General features: G+C 67.3%; 17 protein-coding genes and 1 pseudogene. 8 read left to right on the top strand and 10 right to left on the bottom strand.

Annotated elements, in window-relative coordinates; genetic code table 11:
- Positions 1-100 precede the first annotated feature (100 nt).
- The 5 genes from IG171_RS18425 to IG171_RS18405 form a co-directional block, all read right to left on the bottom strand.
- On the bottom strand, positions 101-781 hold the full coding sequence (locus tag IG171_RS18425; RefSeq protein ID WP_212128789.1) for a nucleotide exchange factor GrpE: 681 nt from the start codon (positions 779-781) through the stop codon (positions 101-103).
- On the bottom strand, positions 781-2,646 hold the full coding sequence (gene dnaK / locus IG171_RS18420; protein WP_212128787.1) for a molecular chaperone DnaK: 1,866 nt from the start codon (positions 2,644-2,646) through the stop codon (positions 781-783). The genes IG171_RS18425 and dnaK overlap by 1 nt, the downstream gene beginning before the upstream one ends.
- A gap of 11 nt (positions 2,647-2,657) precedes the next feature.
- On the bottom strand, positions 2,658-3,014 hold the full coding sequence (locus IG171_RS18415; protein WP_212128785.1) for a hypothetical protein: 357 nt from the start codon (positions 3,012-3,014) through the stop codon (positions 2,658-2,660).
- Positions 3,015-3,064: 50 nt separating this feature from the next.
- Complete coding sequence (locus tag IG171_RS18410) at positions 3,065-4,333, bottom strand: alpha-hydroxy acid oxidase (protein ID WP_212128783.1); 1,269 nt, start codon at positions 4,331-4,333, stop codon at positions 3,065-3,067.
- 104 nt (positions 4,334-4,437) lie between these two features.
- Complete coding sequence (locus IG171_RS18405; protein WP_212128781.1) at positions 4,438-6,126, bottom strand: L-lactate permease; 1,689 nt, start codon at positions 6,124-6,126, stop codon at positions 4,438-4,440.
- A 319-nt stretch (positions 6,127-6,445) separates the two neighbouring features.
- Here IG171_RS18405 and IG171_RS18400 point away from each other — a divergent pair, with 319 nt between their 5' ends.
- Entirely contained in the window at positions 6,446-7,231 is a 786-nt protein-coding gene (locus IG171_RS18400; RefSeq protein ID WP_349252130.1) for an FCD domain-containing protein, read from the top strand.
- 70 nt (positions 7,232-7,301) lie between these two features.
- Here IG171_RS18400 and IG171_RS18395 read toward each other — a convergent pair whose 3' ends face one another.
- A complete protein-coding gene (locus IG171_RS18395; RefSeq protein WP_212128779.1) occupies positions 7,302-8,423 on the bottom strand; it encodes a CobW family GTP-binding protein in 1,122 nt (373 codons plus the stop codon).
- A gap of 147 nt (positions 8,424-8,570) precedes the next feature.
- On the opposite strand from IG171_RS18395, the gene IG171_RS18390 reads away from it, so the two are divergent.
- The gene (locus IG171_RS18390; protein WP_212128777.1) at positions 8,571-8,885 is read left to right on the top strand and encodes a hypothetical protein; all 315 of its coding nucleotides are present in this window, start codon (positions 8,571-8,573) and stop codon (positions 8,883-8,885) included.
- Here IG171_RS18390 and IG171_RS18385 read toward each other — a convergent pair.
- A complete protein-coding gene (locus IG171_RS18385) occupies positions 8,866-9,762 on the bottom strand; it encodes a molybdenum cofactor guanylyltransferase (protein ID WP_212128775.1) in 897 nt (298 codons plus the stop codon). The genes IG171_RS18390 and IG171_RS18385 overlap by 20 nt on opposite strands.
- Before the next feature lie 208 nt (positions 9,763-9,970).
- On the opposite strand from IG171_RS18385, the gene IG171_RS18380 reads away from it, so the two are divergent.
- The 5 genes and pseudogenes from IG171_RS18380 (at position 9,971) to narI (ending at position 18,300) form a co-directional block, all read left to right on the top strand.
- Positions 9,971-11,299 (top strand): MFS transporter, encoded by a 1,329-nt coding sequence (locus IG171_RS18380; protein ID WP_249203824.1) that lies wholly within the window; start codon positions 9,971-9,973, stop codon positions 11,297-11,299.
- A 92-nt stretch (positions 11,300-11,391) separates the two neighbouring features.
- Positions 11,392-15,099: pseudogene (locus IG171_RS18375) on the top strand (nitrate reductase subunit alpha).
- Positions 15,100-15,159: 60 nt separating this feature from the next.
- Positions 15,160-16,791: a nitrate reductase subunit beta gene (gene narH / locus IG171_RS18370; RefSeq protein WP_212128773.1), complete on the top strand. Its 1,632-nt coding sequence runs from the start codon at positions 15,160-15,162 to the stop codon at positions 16,789-16,791.
- Position 16,792: 1 nt separating this feature from the next.
- Complete coding sequence (narJ, locus tag IG171_RS18365) at positions 16,793-17,572, top strand: nitrate reductase molybdenum cofactor assembly chaperone (protein ID WP_212128771.1); 780 nt, start codon at positions 16,793-16,795, stop codon at positions 17,570-17,572.
- Positions 17,569-18,300, top strand: a complete 732-nt coding sequence (narI, locus tag IG171_RS18360) for a respiratory nitrate reductase subunit gamma (protein WP_212128769.1) — start codon at positions 17,569-17,571, stop codon at positions 18,298-18,300. The genes narJ and narI overlap by 4 nt, the downstream gene beginning before the upstream one ends.
- Here the strand turns inward: narI and IG171_RS18355 are convergent.
- Positions 18,233-19,012 carry a helix-turn-helix domain-containing protein gene (locus IG171_RS18355; RefSeq protein ID WP_212128767.1) on the bottom strand — a complete coding sequence of 260 codons (780 nt, stop codon included), beginning with the start codon at positions 19,010-19,012 and terminating at the stop codon, positions 18,233-18,235. The genes narI and IG171_RS18355 overlap by 68 nt on opposite strands.
- Before the next feature lie 196 nt (positions 19,013-19,208).
- On the opposite strand from IG171_RS18355, the gene IG171_RS18350 reads away from it, so the two are divergent.
- Positions 19,209-20,933, top strand: coding sequence for an amidase (locus IG171_RS18350; RefSeq protein WP_212128765.1), 1,725 nt, complete (start codon positions 19,209-19,211; stop codon positions 20,931-20,933).
- Positions 20,934-20,955: 22 nt separating this feature from the next.
- Here the strand turns inward: IG171_RS18350 and IG171_RS18345 are convergent, their stop codons facing one another.
- The gene (locus IG171_RS18345) at positions 20,956-21,672 is read right to left on the bottom strand and encodes a TetR family transcriptional regulator (RefSeq protein ID WP_212128764.1); all 717 of its coding nucleotides are present in this window, start codon (positions 21,670-21,672) and stop codon (positions 20,956-20,958) included.
- Positions 21,665-22,885 (bottom strand): glycosyltransferase, encoded by a 1,221-nt coding sequence (locus tag IG171_RS18340; RefSeq protein ID WP_212128757.1) that lies wholly within the window; start codon positions 22,883-22,885, stop codon positions 21,665-21,667. The genes IG171_RS18345 and IG171_RS18340 overlap by 8 nt, the downstream gene beginning before the upstream one ends.
- Between the last annotated feature and the right edge of the window lie 36 nt (positions 22,886-22,921).

The following is a 22,921-nucleotide window of genomic DNA, read 5'->3' as shown; positions in this document are numbered from 1 at the left end:
GGTGCCCCGACGATCCGGACCGCCGCCGAGGCGGTCCCCCGGTCCCGTACGTCAGTTCGCTGATGCACGGGCCCGGGACCGCCTCGGCGATGGTGGCCGATCAGTCCTCCGGCTGCTGGACTCCGACCCGGGCCGCGCGGATGATGCGCTCCCCGATTCGATAGCCCGGCTGCATGACCAGGAAGACCGTCGGATTCTCGACATCGTCCGAAGGCTGCTGCATGAGCGCTTCGTGGATGTTCGGGTCGAACTCGTCGCCGACCTCTCCGTACTGTTCGACGCCGAGCTTCGCCAGCGAGTCGACGAGCTTGTTCACATGGGTCTCGAAAGGCCCGGTGACATCGCCGTTCTCACGGGCGAGCTTGACCTCGTCGAGCACGGGGATCAGGGCTTCAACGACCTTGATCGTGCCGCCGAGGGCCGCACGCTCACGTTCGCGGTCGGCACGCATCCGGTATGCCGCGTATTCGGCATTGATGCGCTTGAGATCCGCGAGGTAAGCCGCGGCCTCCGAGCCCGGTTCGGGCTCTTCGGTCTGCTCGGCGTCCTCGAGACTCGAAGCATCGGCGGGGATGTCCACCCCGAGGTCGCTGGCATCGGCGGACTCGGTTCCGGCCTGACCGGCACCCGGATCCACGATCTGCTCTTCTTCGGCCCCGTCCGAGGCCGACTGGGCGTCGGCCTCGGGACGGACCTCACCGGTGTCCGGATCGACCCGGCGCTTGTCGCTGAAAGTGAAGCCTGGCTCCTCGGACGACTGGTCGTTGCCCTCGGCAGTCATTACTTCTTCTCCTCGTCCTCTTCGTCGACAACCTCGGCGTCGACGACATCGTCCTCGGCGCCGGTGCTGGAATCGGCGCCTGCCTCGTCACCGGCAGCGGCACCCTCGGCGCCCTGCTGGTTGTAGATGGCTTCGCCGATCTTCTGCTGGTTGGCGACGAGCTTGTCGTACGCGGTCTTCACCGCATCGTCGTCTTCGCCCTTGAGTGCTTCCTTGACAGCGTCGACATCGCCCTGCATCTCGGTCTTGACCTCTTCGGGCAGCTTGTCGTCGTTGTCGGTCAGCAGCTTCTCGGTCTGGTAGGCGAGGTTCTCCGCATTGTTGCGGACATCGGCGGCCTCACGGCGCCTCTTGTCCTCTTCTGCGTGCTCCTCGGCCTCACGGACCATGCGCTCGATGTCTTCCTTCGGCAGTGCCGAACCGCCGGTGATCGTCATCGACTGCTCCGTGCCGGTGCCCTTGTCGGTGGCCGAAACGTGGACGATGCCGTTGGCGTCGATGTCGAAGGCGACCTCGATCTGCGGCACACCGCGCGGAGCCGGAGCGATTCCGGTCAGCTCGAAGGTGCCGAGGTTCTTGTTGTCTCGGGTGAACTCACGCTCACCCTGGAAGACCTGGATCGACACGGAGGGCTGATTGTCCTCTGCGGTGGTGAAGGTCTCCGAGCGCTTGGTCGGGATCGGGGTGTTGCGTTCGATGAGCTTGGTCATCACGCCGCCCTTGGTCTCGAGTCCGAGCGAGAGCGGGGTGACGTCGATGAGCAGGACGTCCTTGCGTTCGCCGACGAGCACACCGGCCTGCACGGCAGCGCCGATCGACACGACCTCATCGGGGTTGACGCCCTTGTTGGGCTCCTTGCCTCCGGTGAGTTCGGTGACGACTGCGGAGACACCGGGCATACGGGTCGAACCGCCGACCAGGACGACGTGGTCGATGTCCTTGACGGACACGCCGGCGTCCTTCATCACTGCGTGGAACGGAGCCTTGGTGCGCTCGAGCAGGTCCTTGGTCAGCTCCTCGAACTTCGCGCGGGTCAGGCTCTCATCCAGGTGGATGGGTCCGTTCTCGCTCATGGACAGGTACTGCAGCGAGATGTTCGTGCTGGTGGCCGAGGACAGTTCCTTCTTGGCCTGCTCAGCGGCTTCCTTGAGGCGCTGCAGAGCGGTCGAGTCCTTGCTCAGGTCGACGCCGTAGCCGTTCTTGACCTCACCGACGAGCCAGTCGACGATCCGCTGATCCCAGTCATCGCCGCCGAGGCGGTTGTCGCCCGAGGTGGCGCGGACCTGAATGGTCGAGAAGTCGTCTTCATCCTTGCCGACTTCCAGCAGGGAGACGTCGAAGGTGCCGCCACCGAGGTCGAAGACGAGGATGAGCTCGTCCTCCTTGCCGCGTTCGAGGCCGTAGGCCAGGGCGGCCGCGGTGGGCTCGTTGATGATGCGCGAGACGTTGAGGCCGGCGATCTCACCGGCGTCCTTGGTCGCCTGGCGCTCGGCGTCGTTGAAGTATGCGGGAACGGTGATCACTGCATCGGTGACCTCTTCCTGCAGGTACTCCTCGGCGTCGTGCTTGAGCTTCTGGAGGATGCGTGCCGAGACCTCGGGAGCCGTCAGCTTCTTGTCACCGAGCTCCGTCGTCCAATCGGTGCCCATGTGGCGCTTGACCGACGACACCGTGTTCTTGGTGTTGGTCACGGCCTGGCGCTTGGCGATCTCACCGACCAGCGAGTCGCCGTTCTTGTTGACAGCGACGACGGACGGGGTCGTGCGACCGCCTTCCGCGTTCGCGATGACCTTGGGGTCACCGCCTTCGAGGACTGCGACCACGGAGTTCGTGGTTCCGAGGTCGATTCCGACTGCACGTGCCATGTGTTCTCTCCTTACATTGAGTGAGTTCCTGCGGCCCCAATGTGCGCGATCGGGCGGATCCGCCGTTCGAGCATCCACGACATTGCCTGCCGCGGGACGAAGAGCGGACCCACTCGACCGCACACATTGAGCCAACCGGACTCAAGTATTCTCTTCGAGATTTCGACCGTCAAGTCGACCTCATCAAAGTTGCGTACACTAGACTCAACTTTGCTGAGGCTGGTTTTATTCCGGCGGGGAGAGAATTCTTGCAGCACACCCGCCAGGCCCGGATTCTCGGGGCGGATGAGTCGGTTCCGTGCGATCAGACACATGTTGGCGCGATGCCCGTCCCGGACAGAGACAGATCGGCCGGTGTCGACGATCATGCGATCCTTCGACACCGGCCGATCTGTTCGTCGGACGTTCGCCGCGGGACTCAGCCTCGGGCGGGGCGGGAGCCGATGATCTCGGCTCTGTCGTCGCGGTTGAACTGACGCAGCTGCGTCACATGAGCGGGGTTGAGCTCGGAGACATCGGCGACCTGCAGCAGGCGCATCGTCCGCTCCACCTGCTCGCCGAGGATCTCGATCGTGCGGTCGACGCCTTCCCGGCCGCCGGCCATGAGACCGAAGAGGTAGGCGCGGCCGATGAGCGTGAAGTCGGCACCGAGGGCCAGCGAGGCGACGATATCGGCACCGTTGCGGATGCCGGTGTCGATGATGATCTCCACGTCCTTGCCGATCTCACGAGCCACCTCGGGCAGCAGTTCGAACGGCACCGGCGCACGGTCGAGCTGACGTCCGCCGTGGTTGGACAGCACGATCGAGTCGACGCCGAGGTCGGCGAGCTTCTTCGCGTCCTCGAGCGTCTGCACGCCCTTGACGGAGAACTTCCCGGGCCACATGGCGCGGATCTCGGCGAGGTCGTCGAAGTCGATGGACGGGTCCATCGCCGAGTCGAGCAGCTCACCGACGGTCCCTCCGGTCTCGGACAGGGAGGCGAACTCGAGCTTCGGAGTGGTCAGGAAGTCCCACCACCACCAAGGACGGGGAATCGCATTGAGGATCGTCTGCGGCGTCAGCTGCGGCGGAATCGAGAAGCCGTTGCGGGTATCGCGCAGACGAGCACCGGCCACGGGAGCGTCGACGGTGAAGAACAGGGTGTCGAATCCGGCGTTCTTCGCCCGTTCGACGAGACCGTAGGAGATGTCGCGCTGCTTCATGACATAGAGCTGGAACCAGTTGCGACCGTTCGGATTGGTCTTCTTCACGTCCTCGATCGAGGTCGTGCCCAGCGTCGAGAGCGTGAACGGGATGCCGGCGGCACCGGCGGCCGAAGCGCCTGCGACCTCGCCCTCGGTCTGCATCAGTCGGGTGAACCCGGTCGGTGCGATCCCGAAGGGCAGCGCCGAGCTGCCGCCCATGATCTGGGTGCTCGTGTCGACGTTGGTGACGTCCTTGAGGATCGAGGGATGGAACTCGATGTCCTGGAAGGACTGCATCGAACGCGCCATCGAGATCTCGCCCTCGGCGGCGCCGTCGGTGTAGTCGAACGCGGCAGCCGGTGTCCGCCGCTTGGCGATCCGGCGCAGGTCCTCGATCGTCAGCGCGTTCTCCAGACGGCGCTTCTTCGGGTCGAGCTCGAACTTCTTGAACTTCATCAGATCGAAGATCTCGGCCGGTTGGGGGATCTGCCTCTTGACCATGGTGTATCGCTCCTTACTATCGCGATGGGTCTGGGTGGGTGTGGGGTATGGGTGGGTGTCGGGTCCGTATGGGGTCTGGAGCGGTGCGTGGGTGCCGGCCGGTGTCAGGCCGAGGGGACCATCCAGGACAGAACGGTCGACTGGAGCCCGACGAGCAGGCACATCACGACGAGCATACCGAGCGACCACCAGATGACGCGGCGGAAGATCGATGCTTCTTTGCCGAGCAGGCCGACGGCCGTCGCCGCGATCGTGAGGTTCTGCGGGCTGATCATCTTACCGACGACACCGCCGGAGCTGTTGGCGCCGACGAGCAGCAGCGGGTTGAGGCCGGCCTCATGCGCCGCGGTCTGCTGCAGCGTTGCGAACAGGGCGTTGGCCGAGGTGTCCGAACCCGTCACGGCCGTGCCCAGCCAGCCGAGGATCGGCGAGAGGAAGGCAAAGAAAGCTCCGGTGCCGGCGATCCAGGTGCCGATCGTGATGGTCTGTCCCGACAGGTTCATGACATAGGCCAGTGCGAGCACCGAGCCGACCGTGAGGATCGAGAACCGCATCTTGACGACGTTGACGATGAAGACGTCGATCGCGTCCCTGGCCGTCATCCTGTAGACGATGGCCACGATGATGCCCGAGATGAGCAGCAGCGTCCCCGGGGACGACAGCCACTGGAAGTTGAAGATCGTGCTCGACGAGGCCTCGCCGCCGGCCTCGAGGATGTTCCCGTCGAGACCGGGCCACGGGATCGTGACATCCGTCGAGGCGAGCCAGTCGTTGAGGGCCGGCACGAGTTTGGCCACGGAGAAGATCACGATCACGAGCAGGTAGGGGAAGAGCGCGAGGAAGACGCGGGACCCCGTCAGGGGTGCGGTCTGCTTCTCGACGTCGGTCGCCACCGCTGCGGCCGCACCGCCGGCGTCCGGGGCATCGGCGTCCTCGTGCTCGCGCTCGTCTGCCATGCGGTCGAGAGCCTGCCCTCCGCCCTGGGGACTCCAGAAGCGCAGCATCACGACGACGGCGGCGAGGCCGACCAGCGAGGCGATGATGTCGGTGAGCTCGACGGAGAGGAAGTTCGAGGAGATGTACTGGGTGATGGCGAAGACGATGCCGACGACAAGCGCCAGGGGCCAGATCTGGCGCAGTCCGCGCCGTCCGTCGACGAGCATCACGAGGAAGAGCGGGACGACCGCGGCCAGGAACGGGGTCTGGTGACCGACCATGGCACCGATGTCCTGATAGTCGATGCCGGTCAGGGTCCCGGCGGTGATGATCGGGATGGCGATGGCCCCGAACGCCACGGGAGCGGTGTTGGCCACGAGCACGACGACGGCCGCACGCATCGCGGTGAAGCCCACGGCGACGAGCATGACGCCGGTGATCGCCACGGGTGCGCCGAAGCCGGCGAGCGCCTCCAGGAGGCCGCCGAAGCAGAAGGCGATGATGATCGCCTGGATGCGCGGATCATCGGAGATGACATTGATGACCAGCCGCAGGTCCTCGAAATGGCCCGAGCGCACAGTGAGCTCATAGAGCCAGATCGCGGTGATGACGATCCACATGATGGGGAACAGGCCGAAGGCGAAGCCCTGCGTCGCCGCCAGCCCAGCCAGTCCGACCGGCATTCCGTAGGCAGCGATCGCGACGATGAGCGCGACGGCCACAGCGGTCAGCCCGGCCCAGTGGGCCTTCCATTTGAGGGCACCGAGGGTGATGAAGATCGTCAGGAGGGGCAGGATCGCCAGCAGCGCGGACCACAGCAGACTGTCGGCCACCGGCGCGATTTCGGGTGTGTACATCAACTCTCCAACACAGCCGGTGCTTGCCCACGTTGAGGCGGTTCCCCTGTGAACGCGCTCCGAACTCGAATGAATGAACGTTTTCAGCATGACCTCAGTGAGGTCAGACCATTAATGTGAGAATAGAACCGATACGTGAGCTGCGTCAAATGGTCCTGCGGACGGCTGCCGCCGCCGTGCGGTTCCGACCGTCGGACGCTTCCCACCGTCGGGCCGCTCCCCACCGTCGGGCCGGGAGGCGCGCGAGAAGGCGAGGAGCGCGAGAACGCAGGAGGCGGCGTGAGGAGGGGCATGACATGATGGCCGGGTGGGAGAGACCGTGAGTGAAGACAGGGACGAGACTCGGCAGCAGCGATCGGACGGCGCCGAGGCGCCCGCGAGTCCGATGTGGAGGCCCGTGTCCCGGGCGAACACCTATGAGCTGGTCATCGACGCCGTCGAGGAGCAGATCATGGCCGGCTCCCTGACAGTCGGCGACCCCCTGCCGGCCGAACGCGATCTCGCGGACAAGCTCGGCGTCAGTCGCGCCAGCGTCCGCGAGGCCCTGCGCGTGCTCGACAGCCTCGGCGTGGTCCGATCCGCCGGCGGTTCGGGCCGGGGTGCGGGCACCTTCATCGCCGCCATGCCCTCGGCCGCGCTCACCCGCTTCCTCCGCCTCCACGTCGCTTTGGCGAACTTCAGTATCAGCGATGTGCTGGACACGCGCGTCCAGCTCGAACGCTCGAGCGCGGTCCTCGCGGCCGCGCGCGCCGATGAGGACGCCGTGGCCGCGATCAACGCTCAGCTGGCGATGATGGACACACCGGGCGTCAGCCTCGAGGTCTTCAACGATGCCGACACCGCGTTCCACGTCGCCATCGCTCAGGCGGCGGGCAACCAGCTCTTCTCCGACCTCACCGCCGCGATCCGCACGTCCCTGCGCGGATCGATCTTCGCGGCCTTCAACAGGGTCGACGACCAGCAGGCCCTGATGTCCCGACTGCAGGCGCAGCACCGTGAGATCACGGCCGCCATCGTCGCCGGGCGCGGCGAGGACGCCGCGCAGCTGACCGAAGAGCACATCCGCTTCGCCGCCGCGCAGCTGCCCGGCCTGTCCGAGGCCTGAGAGCCACCGCCGGCCCGCGCGGCCGCCCGAACGACGACGCTCGAGGGACGCACGTCCCGACCGTGCGGACTCAGCTGTGAAGTCGTACGTGGTGAAGCAGTCGTTCGACTCCGGCACCGCGCGGGGCCGCGGCGTCTCCGGCCGGTTCGAGGGCGCTGACGGCACGGCGGCGGACCGCGTCCTCATCGAAGTCCTCGCCGATGACGACGAGCACGCTGCCGTCGCCGGTCGGCGCCTGCAGGCGGCTGTCATCGGCGACGTAGACGTTCGGGCCGACGGCCTGCACTCCGAAGGCCCGGCTGCGCCCGCGATCCCGGATCAGCACAGTCCCCTTGACCCGGTACACCCCGGCCGGCAGATCCTCGACGAAGTCCATCACCGCATCCGGATCGGCCGGTCCGGTGCCGGTGACGGTCACCGACTGCGCATGCCGGTGCGGCCTCGCCTCCTCGCCGGACTGATCGCCCGCGGCCTCCGCATAGGCCTGACGCAGCAGCTCGCGGATCGGCAGCTCGGGCTGGATCGGTTCCGCGTCGGGCTCGCCCGCACCTCGGCGCCGGTGGTCGCGCTCCCCCGCCCCCGGGTCGAAGATCAGGGCGGGGTCGAGTCGGGCGTGATGAGTGCCGATGACGATCACGCGCGGATTGCGCTGGTGGACGCGGTCGCGGACGGCCTCGACCGCGGTCTCGCGTTCGCCGGCCGGGAGCTGGTCGAGCTTGTTGACCAGCACCAGCGTCGTGGCGGCATAGCGCAGCGGCGGCAGGTCCGAGGTGTCGACGGTGTGAAAGTGCATGGGCGCGTCGACGACATCGATGACCCCGCCGAGGTGGAATCGGTGGTGGCCCATGCGCGTGACCATCCGCGCCAGTGTCAGGGGCTCGGCGAACCCGCTGGCCTCGACGATGATCGCGTCCAGGCGCAGGCTCGGGTCGGTCATCGCCACCAGCGCATCCTCCAGCGAGGAGTCGTCGCTCAGGCAGCAGATGCACCCGCCGGAGATCGAGAACGGTTCGTCGACCTGACCGACGACGAGGCCGGCATCGATGTTGAGCTCGCCGAAATCGTTGACGACGACCCCGATGCGGGCGTCGGGATGGCGCAGCAGGTGGTTGAGCAGGCTCGTCTTCCCCGCGCCGAGGTAGCCGGTGAGCAGGATGACCGGCACCGCTTCCCTGAGTCTGCGCTTGCCCATGGCACCACCCCCGCACTCGTCTGTTCCGCCGTCTCGCCCGTCAATGGTAACGAGTCTCACCGAGTCTTTCGCCGAGGATTAGTCACGGTCGAAACCGCCGCCTGGCCGGCTGCGACTGCGTTAGTCTCGATGCCCAAGGAGGACGACATGGCCAAGGACTACTCACCGGAGCGCATCGCGACGATGAGGGACGAGCTCTGCGACGCCGCTCGAGAGCTGGGGATCCCACTCACGAAGACCCGCGCCGGCGAACTCGTCACAGCCCTGCTGGGCGCCAGCGCACGGTGGTCCGCCGACACGGGGACCCGAGCGGCCGGGCCCTTCGGCACCTTCCTCGCCGGCTGCGCCGCCGATGCAGACCCCTCGAGCCGCACAGACTCCGCAGCCTGCACCGATCTCAACGACCGCGGGCTGTCCTTCGTCGACGACCTCGTGGGCGGGCTCAGTCGCGAGACCGAGTGAGGATCCTCTCGACCTCGGCCAGAGCCTCTGTCACCGACGCCCCGTCCGAGCCGGCGGCATGGAGCCTGCCGGCGAGGAACGCGGCGACGACCGGGCTCAGCGATGAGTCCGAATGCTTGATGTGCGAGGCGAATTCGAGCACGGCGGCGACCTCGGCATCGCTCATCGACGCCCCCGCCGGCAGTTCGGCCGCGGCACGGTCGCGCATCCGCAGCACCTGATCGGGAACGGGCCGGCCGCCTCGCGGAGCATCCGCCCCCACGGACTCCGTGCCCGCGTCCGGGTCGGCCGACTCGAGCTTCCCGCGGATGCGCTCGTACTCCTCACGGGTGTCGAAGTCGACGATCGTCGACGGGTCGACGTCGACCGGTGCCACCTCGAGCCCGTCGAAGAGGAGCTTGACCGCCCGGTCCTGTGTCCGACCGATCTCGGCCAGGCGCCGGCGCAGCAGCGCGGTGGGCCAGGCGGCGCAGAGGAACTGGAGCTTGCCGCGGTCGTCGGCTCCGGCCGCGGGCAGGCCGGAGGCCCGGCAGGCCGCGATGAGCTCCCGGAGGTGGACCGCGGGCACCAGCGGCATGTCCCCGGCCAGGATCAGCGTGACCTCGGACTCGCCCATCGCCTGGGCCGCGGCATCGATTCCGGCCAGCGGCCCCGAGAACTCGGGTTCCTCCCTGACGTTTCCGACCGATTCCGCCTCGGCGGCGGTCAGCCCCTCGAGCGTGCCGGCCACCCATACCTTCGCGTCCGGCACGGCCGCACGGACGGTGCCGAGAATCCTCGAGATCACCGTCTGCCCGCCGAGGCTGACACCGGGCTTGTGGACGCCGCCGAACCGCCGGGAGCGGCCGCCGCTGAGAATCATCACCGTGATCGACATGGTACGATCATACGCTTTTCTACGAACTGTAGAATCGATCACGGAAGTGTATCCTAAATCACTTCGTGACCTTGTGAGGCGATGTTTCAGCCCCTGTTCGGGCGCATCTGTCGGCCTCGGGGATTAAACACGGTGGAAACAGTTCCACTTTCCGACCAACTCTGCTGTCATCGAAGACATACGGCACATTCGTCCAGGAGGGTGGAAGATGTCACAGCCTGAAATGTCTCGATCACAGACCGGCACGGCCGGGTCATCAGCACCGGTGACGAACGCGCAGCGGACCCGAGCACTCATCTTCGCCACCCTCGGGTTCACGGTGACGTTCTGGGCCTGGTCGATCATCAGCCCGTTAGGCCCCCACTTCGTCAACGAGGAGCTCACCGACGACTCGGCACTGCTCGTGGCCGTGCCCGTCCTCGTCGGATCGCTCGGGCGGATCGTCGTCGGAGCGCTGACCGACCGCCTCGGCGGGCGCTTCATGATGTCATTCATCGCCCTGATCACGGTCATCCCCGTGCTCTTCATCGGCTTCATCGGCCAGTACAACTACGCCACACTCATCGTCGGCGGGTTCTTCCTCGGCGTGGCCGGCACGAGCTTCGCCGTCGGCGTGCCCTATGTCAACCGCTGGTTCCCCAAGGAATCGCGCGGATCGGCCATCGGCGTCTACGGAATGGGCATGGGCGGCACCGCGATCGCGGCCTTCACCACCGTGCCCCTGCACAACATCTGGGAGCAGCTGCCCTTCGTCGTCGCGGCCGTCGTCCTCATCGTCTACGCGGTGCTGGCCTTCGCGATGATGCGCAACCCGCCCGACTGGCAGCCCGTGCGCCAGAGCCTCATCTCCACCCTGGGCCAGACGATGTCGGTGAAGCTGACCTGGCAGGCGGCCTACCTCTACGCGCTCGCCTTCGGCGGCTACGTCGCGTTCTCCGTCTACCTGCCGACCTTCCTCAACAACTCCTACGATCTCGAACCCACCGATGCCTCCCTGCGCATGGCCGGCTTCGTCATCGTCGCCGTCGCCACCCGCCCCATCGGCGGTGTCCTCTCCGACCGCCTCGGTGCGGTCAAGACCCTCGGCGTCGCCTACTCGATCATCGCCATCTGCGCCATCGCCCTGTCGTTCCACCCCTTGGCATTCATCGTCTACACCTCCGAATTCATCGCCATGTCGGCGGGCTTCGGTCTGGCCTCGGGCGCGACCTTCGCGCTCATCGCCCAACGCTCTGATCCGGCCCGGGTCGGCTCGATCACCGGCTTCGTCGGTGCCGCCGGAGGACTGGGCGGATTCGTCCCACCGATCCTGCTCGGCGCGATGTGGTCGGCGACCCAGGACTACTCACTGGGGCTGCTGCTGCTCGCCGGCTTCACGGTGATCGCGCTCCTGATCACACTCTGGATCGGCACGAACCCGCCGGCGCCCGAAGCCGCAGCCGCCGGTGACACCGCCTCGAGGCCCCGCGACACCGCGGACGAGGGCGGCCCCACGCAGCCACAGACCAGCGACGACGACAAGGAGACACGGTCATGACCACCGAGAACATGGCACAGCGCAGCGCAGGGCACACGTCTGCGGAGTCCTCGGTGCCCAGGACCGACCGCCCGGGCACCGACAATTCGCTCATGGATGCGCTCATCGGCAGCCGGAAGTTCTTCACCCCGCGGGCCGAGGTCTCAGACGACAAGCGCGAGCTCCACCTCAAGGGCGGGCGCCAGGGCGACTCCTTCTACCGCAACCGCTGGTCCCACGACAAGGTCGTCCGCTCCACCCACGGAGTCAACTGCACCGGTTCGTGCTCCTGGCACGTCTACGTCAAGGACGGACTGATCACCTGGGAGTCCCAGGCCACCGACTACCCCAGCCCGGGCCCCGATATGCCCGAGTACGAGCCGCGCGGCTGCCCCCGCGGCGCATCGTTCTCGTGGTACACCTACTCCCCCACCCGTGTCCGCTATCCCTATGTCAGAGGCGCCCTGCTGCGCCTGTTCCGCGAGGCCAAGGCCGCCAACGGACACGACCCGGTCCTGGCGTGGAAGTCCATCGTCGAGGACCCGGTCAAGGCCCGCCGGTACAAATCGGTTCGCGGCAAGGGCGGACTCGTGCGCGCGACCTGGGCCGAGGCCGTCGAGATCGTCGCCGCCGCCTATGTCTACACCGTGAAGTACCTCGGACCCGACCGCACCACCGGATTCTCCCCCATCCCCGCGATGAGTCCGGTCTCGTTCTCCTCGGGTGCCCGCTTCCACCAGCTCATCGGCGGTTCGATGCTGTCGTTCTACGACTGGTACGCCGACCTGCCCCCAGCATCCCCACAGGTCTTCGGCGACCAGACCGATGTTCCCGAATCCGGTGACTGGTGGAACTCCTCCTACCTGATGATGTGGGGCTCGAACGTGCCCCTGACCCGCACCCCCGACGCCCACTGGATGGCCGAGGCCCGCTACCACGGGCAGAAGGTCATCTCCATCGCCCCGGACTATGCGGAGAACGTGAAGTTCGCCGACGAATGGCTGGCCCCTGCCACCGGCACCGACGGGGCCCTGGCGATGGCGATGGGCCACGTCATCCTCAAGGAGTTCTTCGTCGACGCGAAGACCGACTACTTCGACTCCTATGTCCGCTCCTACACGGACCTGCCCTTCCTCGTCGACCTCGAAGACGACGGCAACGGCCGCTACCGGCCCGGCCGCTTCGTCACCGCCTCCGACCTCGGCAGCACCGTCACCGCCGAGGCCGACACCGCCGACGCCGAGTTCAAGCCCGCCGTCTGGGACAAGCGCACCGGTCGGGTCACGATCCCCAACGGCACCCTGGGCCACCGCTTCGCCGCCGACGGTCAGGGCAAGTGGAACCTCGACCTCGAGGACATCGACCCGGCCCTGTCCATCGCCGAGGCGACCGCCGGAGACCGCGGCACCATCGATGCGGACCGGACCGCCGAGATCCGTCTGCCGCGCTTCGACACCGCCGCCCAGGGCGAGATCGACGAGGTCACCCGCGGGGTCCCCGTCGTCCGCATCGGCGATCGGGTGGTGACCACGGTCTTCGACCTCATGCTCGCCGAATACGGTGTCGGCCGTCAGGGCCTGCCCGGGACCTGGGCGGAGAACTACGAGGACGCGACGTGCCCGAACACCCCTGCCTGGCAGGAGGCGATCACGGGTGTGCCGTGGCAGGCGGCCGCCCGCATCGGCCGCGAGTTCGCGGCCAACGCACGCGACTCGCGCGGGCGTTCGATGATCATCATGGGCGCCGGCACGAACCACTGGTTCCATTCCGACCAGACCTATCGGACGTTTCTGACCCTGACCACGCTGTGCGGGACCCAGGGCGTCAACGGCGGCGGCTGGGCCCACTACGTCGGCCAGGAGAAGATCCGCCCGTTCACCGGGTGGCTGCACCTGGCCAACGCCCTGGACTGGGCGCGCCCACCACGGCAGATGACGCAGACGACGTACTGGTACATGCACACCGACCAGTGGCGCTACGACCAGTTCGGGGCCGATATGCTCTCGGCCCGGGCCGGGCAGGGGAAGTTCAAGGGCATGTCGACCGCCGATGCGATCGCCCAGTCGGCCCGACTGGGCTGGCAGCCGTACTATCCGACCTTCGACGTCAATCCCCTCGACCTCGCCGAGGAGGCGAAGGCCGCGGGCAAGACCAGCGCCGAGCACATCGTCGACGAGCTCAAGGGCGGTCGCCTGCGGTTCGCCGCCGAGGATCCGGACGCGGAGAACAACTATCCGCGCATCTGGTCGATGTGGCGGGCGAACACGCTGGGCTCCTCGGCCAAGGGCGATCAGTACTTCCTCAAGCATCTCCTCGGCGTGGACAACTCCGTGTCCGCCGAACAGACGCCTGAGCACCTGCGGCCGCGCGACGTCGATTGGCGCGAAGAGGCCCCCGAAGGCAAGATCGACCTGCTGCTGACCCTCGACTTCCGGATGACCACGACGACTCTGCATTCGGACGTCGTGCTGCCGGCGGCGACCTGGTACGAGAAGCACGATCTGTCGACGACGGACATGCATCCCTTCGTCAACACCTTCAACCCGGCGATCTCGACCCCCTGGCAGTCCCGCAACGATTGGGAGACCTGGGCGACGATCGCGGAGAAGTTCTCCGAACTCGCCCGCACGCACCTGGGCACCCGCACGGACGTCGTGGCCGCACCCCTGCAGCACGACAGCCCCGATGCGCTGAACACTCCGCACGGTCGGGTCAAGGACTGGAAGTTCGGCGAATGCGAACCGATCCCGGGCAGGACGATGCCCAAGCTCGTCGAGGTCGAACGCGACTACACGGCGATCTACGACCAGTACACGACGATCGGGCCCCTGCTCGAGTCCCAGGGGATGAACGCCCGCGGCATCCGCTACGACGTCGACCACCACGTCGAGCGTCTGCGTCGGCTCAACGGAGTCGCGACCAAGGGCGCCGGCAAGGGCCAGCCCCGTCTCGACACGGACCGGCGGGCCGCGGACTACATCCTCGGCCTGTCGGGGACGACGAACGGCGTCATGGCCACCGAAGGGTTCAAGAAGCTCGAGCAGCGCACGGGGCAGAAGCTCGCCGACCTCTCGGGCGAGCACGAGGGCAAGCAGGTCTCGTTCGAGGACGCGAAGGCGGCCCCGGTGCCGGTGATCACCTCGCCCGAATGGTCCGGGTCCGAGGCCGGAGGGCGCCGCTACTCCCCCTTCACGATCAACGTGGAGAGACTCAAGCCCTGGCACACGCTGACCGGTCGCTATCAGTTCTACATCGATCACGACTGATTCCTCGAGATGGGCGACGGGCTGCCGACCTTCCGGCCGCCGTTGGACATGAACGCCCTGTTCGGTGAGCCGCAGATCGGGGACTCGGACGGCACCTCGATCGCAGTGCGCTACCTGACCCCGCACAACAAGTGGGCGATCCACTCGATGTACCAGGAGAACTTCTTCATGATGAGCCTGGGCCGCGGCGGGCAGACGATCTGGATGAGCGTCGAGGACGCCGAGGCCGTGGGCATCGCCGACAACGACTGGATCGAGGCGATCAACCGCAACGGCGTCGTCGCCGCCCGCGCCGTCGTCTCCCACCGCATGCCCAAGGGCACGGCGTTCATGCACCACGCCCAGGAGCGCACGGTCAACGTTCCGCTCACGGAGACGACCGGGCAGCGCGGAGGCATCCACAACTCCCTGACGCGGATCATGATCAAGCCGACCCACCTCGTGGGCGGGTACGGGCAGCTGTCCTTCGCGTTCAACTACTACGGGCCCACAGGCAATCAGCGCGACGAGGTCACCGTGATCCGCCGCCGCAGCAATCAGAACGTGGAGTACTGAAGCCATGGCCCACACACACGACCAGCACCGGACACAGACTCGGGAACAGGAGGCACGGCGATGAGAATCATGGCGCAGATGGCGATGGTGATGAACCTCGACAAGTGCATCGGCTGCCACACGTGCTCGGTCACGTGCAAACAGGCGTGGACGAACCGCAAGGGCACCGAATACGTGTGGTTCAACAATGTCGAGACCCGGCCCGGCCAGGGCTACCCGCGCGGCTACGAGGACCAGGAGAAGTGGCAGGGCGGCTGGGCGCTGAGCAAGAACGGCCGGCTCAAGCTCAAGGCCGGCGGCAAGCTGAAGAAGCTCGCATCCATCTTCTCGAACCCGAAGCTGCCGGGCATCGAGGACTACTACGAGCCCTGGAGCTACGAATACGACAACCTGCTCTCGGCCCCGGAGCAGGAGCACATCCCCACGGCGCCGCCGAAATCCCTGCTCACCGGCGAGCGCATGGACATCAAATGGTCGGGAAACTGGGACGACGACCTCGGCGGCACCTATGCCAAGGCCGATCTCGACCCGATGCTCAAATCGATCTCGGACAAGGTCAAGCTCGAGTTCGAGCAGACCTTCATGTTCTACCTGCCCCGCATCTGCGAGCACTGCCTCAACCCCTCCTGCGTGGCCTCGTGCCCCTCGGGTGCGATCTACAAGCGGGAAGAAGACGGCATCGTGCTGGTCGATCAGGACTCCTGCCGCGGCTGGCGGATGTGCATCTCCGGCTGCCCGTACAAGAAGATCTACTTCAACCACCGCACCGGCAAGGCCGAGAAATGCACGTTCTGCTATCCGCGCATCGAGAACGGTGAACCCACCGTGTGCGCCGAGACCTGCGTGGGTCGGCTGCGCTATATCGGGCTGGTCTTCTACGATGCCGATCGCGTCACCGAGGCGGCCTCGGTGCCCGATGAGAAGGACCTGTTCGCCGCGCAGAAGGACCTCATCCTCGATCCGCACGATCCCGAGGTGATGGATGCGGCCGAACGCGCGGGCATCCCCCACGACTGGATCATGGCCGCCCAGCGCTCACCGGTGTACAAGCTGATCAAGGACTACGACCTCGCCCTGCCGCTGCATCCGGAGTACCGGACGATGCCGATGGTCTGGTACATCCCGCCGCTGTCGCCGGTCGTCGACGTGGTCAAGGACACCGGCTACGACGCGGAGAACGCGGTGAACCTCTTCGCCGCGATCGACGAGCTGCGCATCCCCATCGAGTACCTGGCGAACCTCTTCACCGCCGGCGACACCGATATCGTCGCCGATGTGCTGCGGCGCATGGCGGCCATGCGCGCGTTCATGCGCGATATCAACATGGGCGTCGAACCCGACCAGCGCATCCCGCACGCGGTGGGGATGGAGCCGGAGGAGATGGAGGACATGTACCGGCTGCTGGCGATCGCGAAGTACGACGAGCGCTATGTCATCCCCGCCGGGCACTCCGAACAGGCCCACAGCCTCGAGGGCATCAGCACCGACTGCCCGCTCAACGCCGAGGGCGGACCCGGGATGAACGAGATGCCCGACGTCGGCTTCGCCGGCACCTCGGGGATGTCGGATCCGCTGGCCGAGCGCAATGCCGACCGCTCGCATCTGCGCGGTCGACTCAACCTGTTGGGCTGGGACGGGAAGGGACGGCCCGCCGGACTGTTCCCGACCACCGGCGGACCGGCCGGAGCCTGAGATGTACCGTCCGCTGAAGTTCCTGTCCAAATGGACCAAGCGCGCCGCCGAGCATGCCGAGTCCGGCGGGCAGACCGCTCAGGGGATCAGCGATGAGGCGCTGCGGGCCGTCTACGCCGCCGCCTCGTGGCTCATCGACTATCCCGGTGACGAGCTGCTGGAGCGGCTGCCGGCGATCTCCGGAGTCCTCGACCGGGCCGGAGTGCCCGCGCACCTGCGTGAGGATCTCGACAAGACGATCGGCCACCTCGGCGCCGTCGATCCCATCGGCATGCGCGCCGACTATGTCGAGACCTTCGACACCCGGCGGCGCGGCTGCCTGTTCCTGACCTATTTCTCCAATGGGGACACGCGCAAGCGGGGGCAGGCGCTGCTGCAGATCAAGGAGATCTACCGGTCGGCGGGTCTGGACATGGACGAATCGCAGCTGCCCGACCATCTGACCTACGTTCTCGAGTTCGCGGCCGGGCACGACCTGGCCGCGGGGGTGCGGATCCTGCTGACCCACCGGGCCGGCATCGAGCTGCTGCGCCTGCATCTGACCGAGATCGACTCCCCCTGGGCGGGCACGATCCGCGCCGTCTGCTCCACTCTTCCGGCCCTCGACGGTGACGACGTCCACGCGGTCCAGCGCTTGGCCGCCGAGGGACCGGCCACCGAGACCGTCGGCCTCGACGGGCTCGGCGGCTACGGCTCGTCCGCACCGGCCCCGGGCGGCTGCTCGGCCGGCGGGCAGCACACCTTCATTCCGCTGAGCGATGTGACAGGAGAGCGATCATGACCTCGCCGACAGTACTCGAAACGTTCCTGTGGGTGATCATCCCCTATATGGCGTTGGCCGTGTTCGTCCTCGGCCATATCTGGCGCTTCCGCCGTGACCGGTTCGGATGGACGAGCCGATCCTCGCAGATCTACGAGTCCAAGCTGCTGCGCATCGGCTCGCCGCTGTTCCACTACGGGATCATCTTCGTGTTCCTGGGACACGTCATCGGCCTCGGCATCCCGAAGTCGTGGACATCGGCGGTCGGGATCACCGACCACATGTACCACTTCATGGCCATCACCGTGGGGTTGGGCGCCGCCGCGGCCACGATCGGCGGGCTCGCGCTGCTCATCTACCGCCGACGCACGAACAACCGCGTCTTCGGCGCCACGACGCGGCTCGACAAGCTCATGTACCTCATGCTCTCGGTCGTCATCCTCGCCGGGGTCTATTCGACGATCTTCGACTCCGCACTCAGCGACTACGACTACCGCGAGGGCGTGTCGGTGTGGTTCCGCCAGTTCTGGATGTTCCAGCCCGACGTCAATCTCATGGCCTCGGCACCGCTGGGATTCCAGATCCACGTCATGTCCGCGATCCTCATCTTCGCGCTGTGGCCCTTCACCCGGCTCGTCCACGTCTTCGCCGCACCGCTGGGCTACATCACCCGTCCGTACATCATCTACCGCTCCAAGGACCGGCAGACCCAGCCCGAGCGCCGCGGTTGGGAGCGCATCGACTACTGAGCGTCCCGGTCGGAGCCGTCGGAGTGGGGGTCTCCCCCGAGGCCGCGGACTCGGAATCGGTCCCGGCCTCGGTCCGCTCCGCCTCGGTCGGGTTCGGGCATCGGCGCTGGCGGAGCAGGATCTGGCATCTGTCCGATGAGACATAGGGGTGGAGCCGATCGAGCTCGAGCGGACCCGGCACCTGTTTGAGGAGGTCCCGGACGAGGTTCGCGTGGACGCCGCAGGCGATCGCCCGGTCCTCGCCGACCATCCGGTAGTGCGGACACGGGGCCAACGAGATCCGCAGCTCCTCGTCATCGGGCTCGGGCTCCATCCCCGAGTCGTCGAGATGCTCGTAGAGCACATCGAACTGGGCCCCGGCGACGTCCCCGAGGCCGTCGAGCGCGGCCGGCCGCAGATCCTCGTCGGCGACGATCCGGCGCAGCGTCTCATGATGTTTGCGGGCGCGGGCGATGCGCTCGGCGGCGGCCGCATTCGTCTCGGGATCGTCGACGGGCAGATAGACCATCGGCGGCCTGCCTCGGGTGCCCGACGATTCGGCCCGCTGGCAGATGAATCCCTCGTCGACGAGCACGTGCAGATGGTCACGGGCGGTGTTGATGTGCAGACCCACCTCGGCGGCGAGTTCCTTGAGTCGACTGCCCGGATGCTTCTGCACAGCTCCCAGCAGCAGTACCCGGCTGACCTCGGCCAGCCCTCGAAGATCGTTCACTCTTCGCGGCATGTCACCACTTCCTTGCGACCGGCTCGATGAGGAGCAACGTGGAGCCCATCTCCACCGCCATTCTACCGCTGGTAGAACTAGCGTCCAGACCTCGGGGCGACGGATTCCGCAGCCCGCCTCGAGCGGATCGAGGCTAGTCTGGGCAGGAACACACCCACGTCCGTCGAGTGCCCGGAGGATGAACATGTCGAAGTTCGATGTCGTCGAAGCGTCCATCGCCGATCTGCGGACGGCCCTCGAAGACGGAACCACCACCTCGGTCGAACTCGTCGAGGCCTATCAGGACCGGATCAGCGCCTTCGACGGCCCGGAGTCCGAGACCCAACTGAATTCCGTGGTCGTCGAGAACCCGCAGGCCCTGGCCGAGGCGGCCGCCGCCGACGACAGACGCGCCGCCGGTCGCACGCTGGGCCCCCTCGACGGAATCCCCTACACCGCGAAGGACAGCTACATGGTGGCCGGGCTGACCGTCGCCTCGGGCTCGCCGGCCTTCGCCGATCTCGTGGCCCAGAAGGACGCATTCACGATCGAGCGCCTGCGCGCCGGCGGCGCCATCTGCCTGGGGCTTACGAACATGCCGCCGATGGCCAACGGCGGCATGCAGCGCGGTCTCTACGGTCGCGCCGAGAGCCCGTACAACGCGGACTGGCTGACCAGCGCCTTCGCCTCAGGTTCCTCGAACGGGTCCGGCACGGCCACGACGGCGAGCTTCGCGGCCTTCGGCCTCGGTGAGGAGACCTGGTCGTCCGGTCGCGCTCCGGCCTCGCACAATGCGCTCATCGCCTACACTCCCTCGCGCGGGGTGATCAGTGTGCGCGGGAACTGGCCGCTCGTGCCGACCATGGACGTCGTCGTCCCCCACACCCGCACGATGGCCGATCTGTGCGAGGTCCTCGACGTCATCGTCACCGACGATGATGAGACCCGCGGTGACTTCTGGCGTGTGCAGCCGTGGGTCGAGATCCCGCGGGCAGCGGCCGTGCGCCCGGACTCCTATGCCGCGCTGCTGCCGGTCGATGCTCGGGCGGCGGCCTCGACGCTGGCGGGCAAGCGCCTCGGGGTGCCGAGGATGTACATCAACGCCGATCCCGAGGCCGGCACGAACCCCGAGGGAGGGATCGGCGGGCCCACCGGACAGCGGATCGACACCCGCGCCTCGGTGATTCAGGTGTGGGAGGCCGCCCGACGTGACCTCGAGACCTCCGGCGCCGAGGTGGTCGAGACGGACTTCCCCGTCGTGAGCAACTACGAGGGCGACCGCCCCGGGGCACCGACGATCCGCACCCGCGGTCTCGTCAGCGCCGAGTACCTCGACCGGGAGATCAACGACCTCTCCTCCTGGGCCTGGGACGATTTCCTCTCAGCGAACGGAGACCCGCAGCTCAGTTCGCTCGCCGAGGTCGACGGTGCGAAGATCTTTCCGCAGCCGCCGGGCGCGCTGCCGGACCGCTACACCGGCTTCGAGGACGACATCGCCACCTATCCCGAGCAGGTGCGAGCCAATGGCTACTCGTCTCCGACCGAGATCCCGCTGCTCGAGTCCGGTCTCCGCGGACTCGAGGAGACCCGCCGGATCGACCTCGAGGAGTGGATGGACGAGCTCGGCCTCGACGCGGTGATCTTCCCGGCCATGGCCGATGTCGGCCCGGCCGATATGGACGTCAGCGAAGCCTCGGCCGACCTCGGCTGGCGCAACGGCACCTGGGTGGCCAACGGCAACCTCGTGCCCCGCCACCTCGGGATCCCGTCGGTGACGGTGCCGATGGGCACGATGGCCGACACCGGGATCCCGGTGGGGCTGACGATCGCCGGCCGCGGCTGGGACGACACCGCCCTGATCGAGATCGCCGCGGCCTTCGAGGCCACGGGCAAGCGTCGCGAGGTGCCGCCGCGAACCCCGCGGCTGTAGGGGCCTCTCGGCCACCGGCGCATCAGTGCGGTGAGCAGGAACCGACCTCTTCATCGTCGAGGACCCCCGTCACAGCTGCGAGGATGACGGCGATCGCATGGTCGCGCCGAGTCGCGACGGTGATCGCGTGATCGCGCTCGGCCGCGACGGGGCTCGGTTGGTCACCCGGAGCTGCAGTAGAGCCGCTGTCGGATTCCGATGTGACGTCAGCCGTCAGCGCTCGGGTCGCGGCGGCGCTGCGAGCGAAGCCGGAGATGAGTTCGAAGAGCACGGCAATGGCCGAATACTTCTGGTCGCGGCCCGCCGGATGCGAGGACAGCAGCGACATTGCGGTCTCCGTGGTGGCGAGCGCCCGCGGACCAAGGCGTGAGGGAAGGCCGTCGGTCGCCAGCCACGGGTGGGCCTCGTGGATGGTCAGGAGTCCGCGCACAAAGTCACGCAGGTCTGCCCTCCAATCCCCTGTCTCGATCACCTCCCGCCGTTCTGCCAGTACTTCGTCTCGGATGAGGTCGATGAGTTCGTCACGGCCGCGCACGTGCCGGTACAGGGCGGCGGCGACACCGTCGAGTTCGGCGGCCACGGCGCGCATGGTCACTGCTTCGAGGCCGCTGCGGTCGGCGAGGCCGATCGCCGTGCGGACGATGCTGATCCGACTCAGCCGCGCCGGACGGCCTGTCCTTCCTTCGTAGCGACCGCTGCCCTCAGTCGCCGTGCTCTCATCCGCCGCGCTCTCAGCCATCGTGCTCGGCCGCCCACCGGCGCAGCGGCGCCGTGCTGTCACCGTCCTCGAGTCGCGCCCCGATCCGTGCCGCCCGGCGGGCGAACCCTGCGTCTCCGATGACCTGGTCGACCCCGGCGGCGATCCCTGCGGCAGTGCTCGACTTGCCTTTGAGCGGAGCCGCAGCGGCCCCGAGCGCGTGTGCCCGGCCCGCCCAGTAGAACTGGTCGGTGTGCTGTGGGATCGGCAGACCCGGGGTTCCGGCACGCAGGCACGCCGCGGTGATCCCGGCGCCGGCCTGGTGCACAGCCGCTGCTACCTGCGGCAGCAGCCAGGAATGGGGCACATCACCGGCGGCGAAGACCCGGTGCGGGGCCGCCTCGGCGAGGACCAGACCCGACGCCCCCTGCACGATGACGCGACGGTCGGTGGTGCGCACGAAGTCGGCGACGGCCGAATCACCGCCGGTCCGGACGTCGACGCTGCCCAAAGTGATGAGAACGGGCGGCGGCCCGGCGGCGAGGAACTCCGCGAGGTCGGGTTCGGGCGCCCAGTCCTCATCGACGACGGGCCACCAGAATCCGTCGAGGCTGAGGTTGCTCGGCCAGTCTTTGGGTCGTGGCAGGACCACGGGTGAGATGCCGTGGTGGGCGGGCAGTCCGGCACGCATCCGGCGACGAACAGCGGCGTGACGGCTCTCTCGCGGCAGACCGAGTTCACTGCGGATATGCGCGACAGCCGCGTCGACGGGTGCGGGGATTCGCCCCAGCAGACTCCCGAGGCCGCGGTTGAGTACGGGCCCGAGATCGAGATTCGAGGCGATCATCGGCGGATACGCGCGACTCGGCACGGACGGCTGCAGCAGGGCCTCTGCCGAGGGGACACCCAGAACCTCGGCGATGTCATGACCGTATGGAGAGATCGGGTTCGTGATGACCGCCCCGAATCCGCCGACCTGCGCGGCTGCGAGCGCGGCCCGTGCATGGTCGGACATATAGGTCTTCAGGTGCGCGAGGTAGCCGCGGGCACCCGGAGCCTTCCCATCGGGGGCAGCAGGTGGTTCGAGGGGCATTGTGAAGGGTACGAACGAGCATCCGAGAGCAGTGACGGAATGTTCGTAGTCGGCGTGAGCGACGATCGTTGTCTCATGCCCATCGGCGATGAGCCCCAAAGCGATGCGGAGGGCAGGTTCGACATCGCCGCGCGATCCCGGCGCCAGGATGAGGATCTTCATGAAGTTCCTTTGTGAACGTTGTTCACTAAGGGTATC

The organism is Brevibacterium sp. SMBL_HHYL_HB1 (assembly GCF_018208375.1).
GTDB classification, from domain to species: Bacteria; Actinomycetota; Actinomycetes; order Actinomycetales; family Brevibacteriaceae; genus Brevibacterium; species Brevibacterium intestinavium.
The sequence above is the reverse complement of the archived record's forward strand: the minus strand, read 5'-3'. Positions and strand labels throughout refer to the sequence as shown.

Coding starts and splice junctions, on each gene's coding strand:
- IG171_RS18340 (WP_212128757.1), bottom strand. CDS start 22,885: ATGAAGATCCTCATCCTGGCGCCGGGATCGCGCGGCGATGTCGAACCT.
- narJ (WP_212128771.1), top strand. CDS start 16,793: ATGTACCGTCCGCTGAAGTTCCTGTCCAAATGGACCAAGCGCGCCGCC.
- IG171_RS18415 (WP_212128785.1), bottom strand. CDS start 3,014: ATGATCGTCGACACCGGCCGATCTGTCTCTGTCCGGGACGGGCATCGC.
- IG171_RS18395 (WP_212128779.1), bottom strand. CDS start 8,423: ATGGGCAAGCGCAGACTCAGGGAAGCGGTGCCGGTCATCCTGCTCACC.
- IG171_RS18345 (WP_212128764.1), bottom strand. CDS start 21,672: ATGGCTGAGAGCGCGGCGGATGAGAGCACGGCGACTGAGGGCAGCGGT.
- IG171_RS18425 (WP_212128789.1), bottom strand. CDS start 781: ATGACTGCCGAGGGCAACGACCAGTCGTCCGAGGAGCCAGGCTTCACT.
- IG171_RS18385 (WP_212128775.1), bottom strand. CDS start 9,762: ATGTCGATCACGGTGATGATTCTCAGCGGCGGCCGCTCCCGGCGGTTC.
- narI (WP_212128769.1), top strand. CDS start 17,569: ATGACCTCGCCGACAGTACTCGAAACGTTCCTGTGGGTGATCATCCCC.
- dnaK (WP_212128787.1), bottom strand. CDS start 2,646: ATGGCACGTGCAGTCGGAATCGACCTCGGAACCACGAACTCCGTGGTC.
- IG171_RS18405 (WP_212128781.1), bottom strand. CDS start 6,126: ATGTACACACCCGAAATCGCGCCGGTGGCCGACAGTCTGCTGTGGTCC.
- IG171_RS18410 (WP_212128783.1), bottom strand. CDS start 4,333: ATGGTCAAGAGGCAGATCCCCCAACCGGCCGAGATCTTCGATCTGATG.
- IG171_RS18390 (WP_212128777.1), top strand. CDS start 8,571: ATGGCCAAGGACTACTCACCGGAGCGCATCGCGACGATGAGGGACGAG.
- narH (WP_212128773.1), top strand. CDS start 15,160: ATGAGAATCATGGCGCAGATGGCGATGGTGATGAACCTCGACAAGTGC.
- IG171_RS18350 (WP_212128765.1), top strand. CDS start 19,209: ATGTCGAAGTTCGATGTCGTCGAAGCGTCCATCGCCGATCTGCGGACG.
- IG171_RS18380 (WP_249203824.1), top strand. CDS start 9,971: ATGTCACAGCCTGAAATGTCTCGATCACAGACCGGCACGGCCGGGTCA.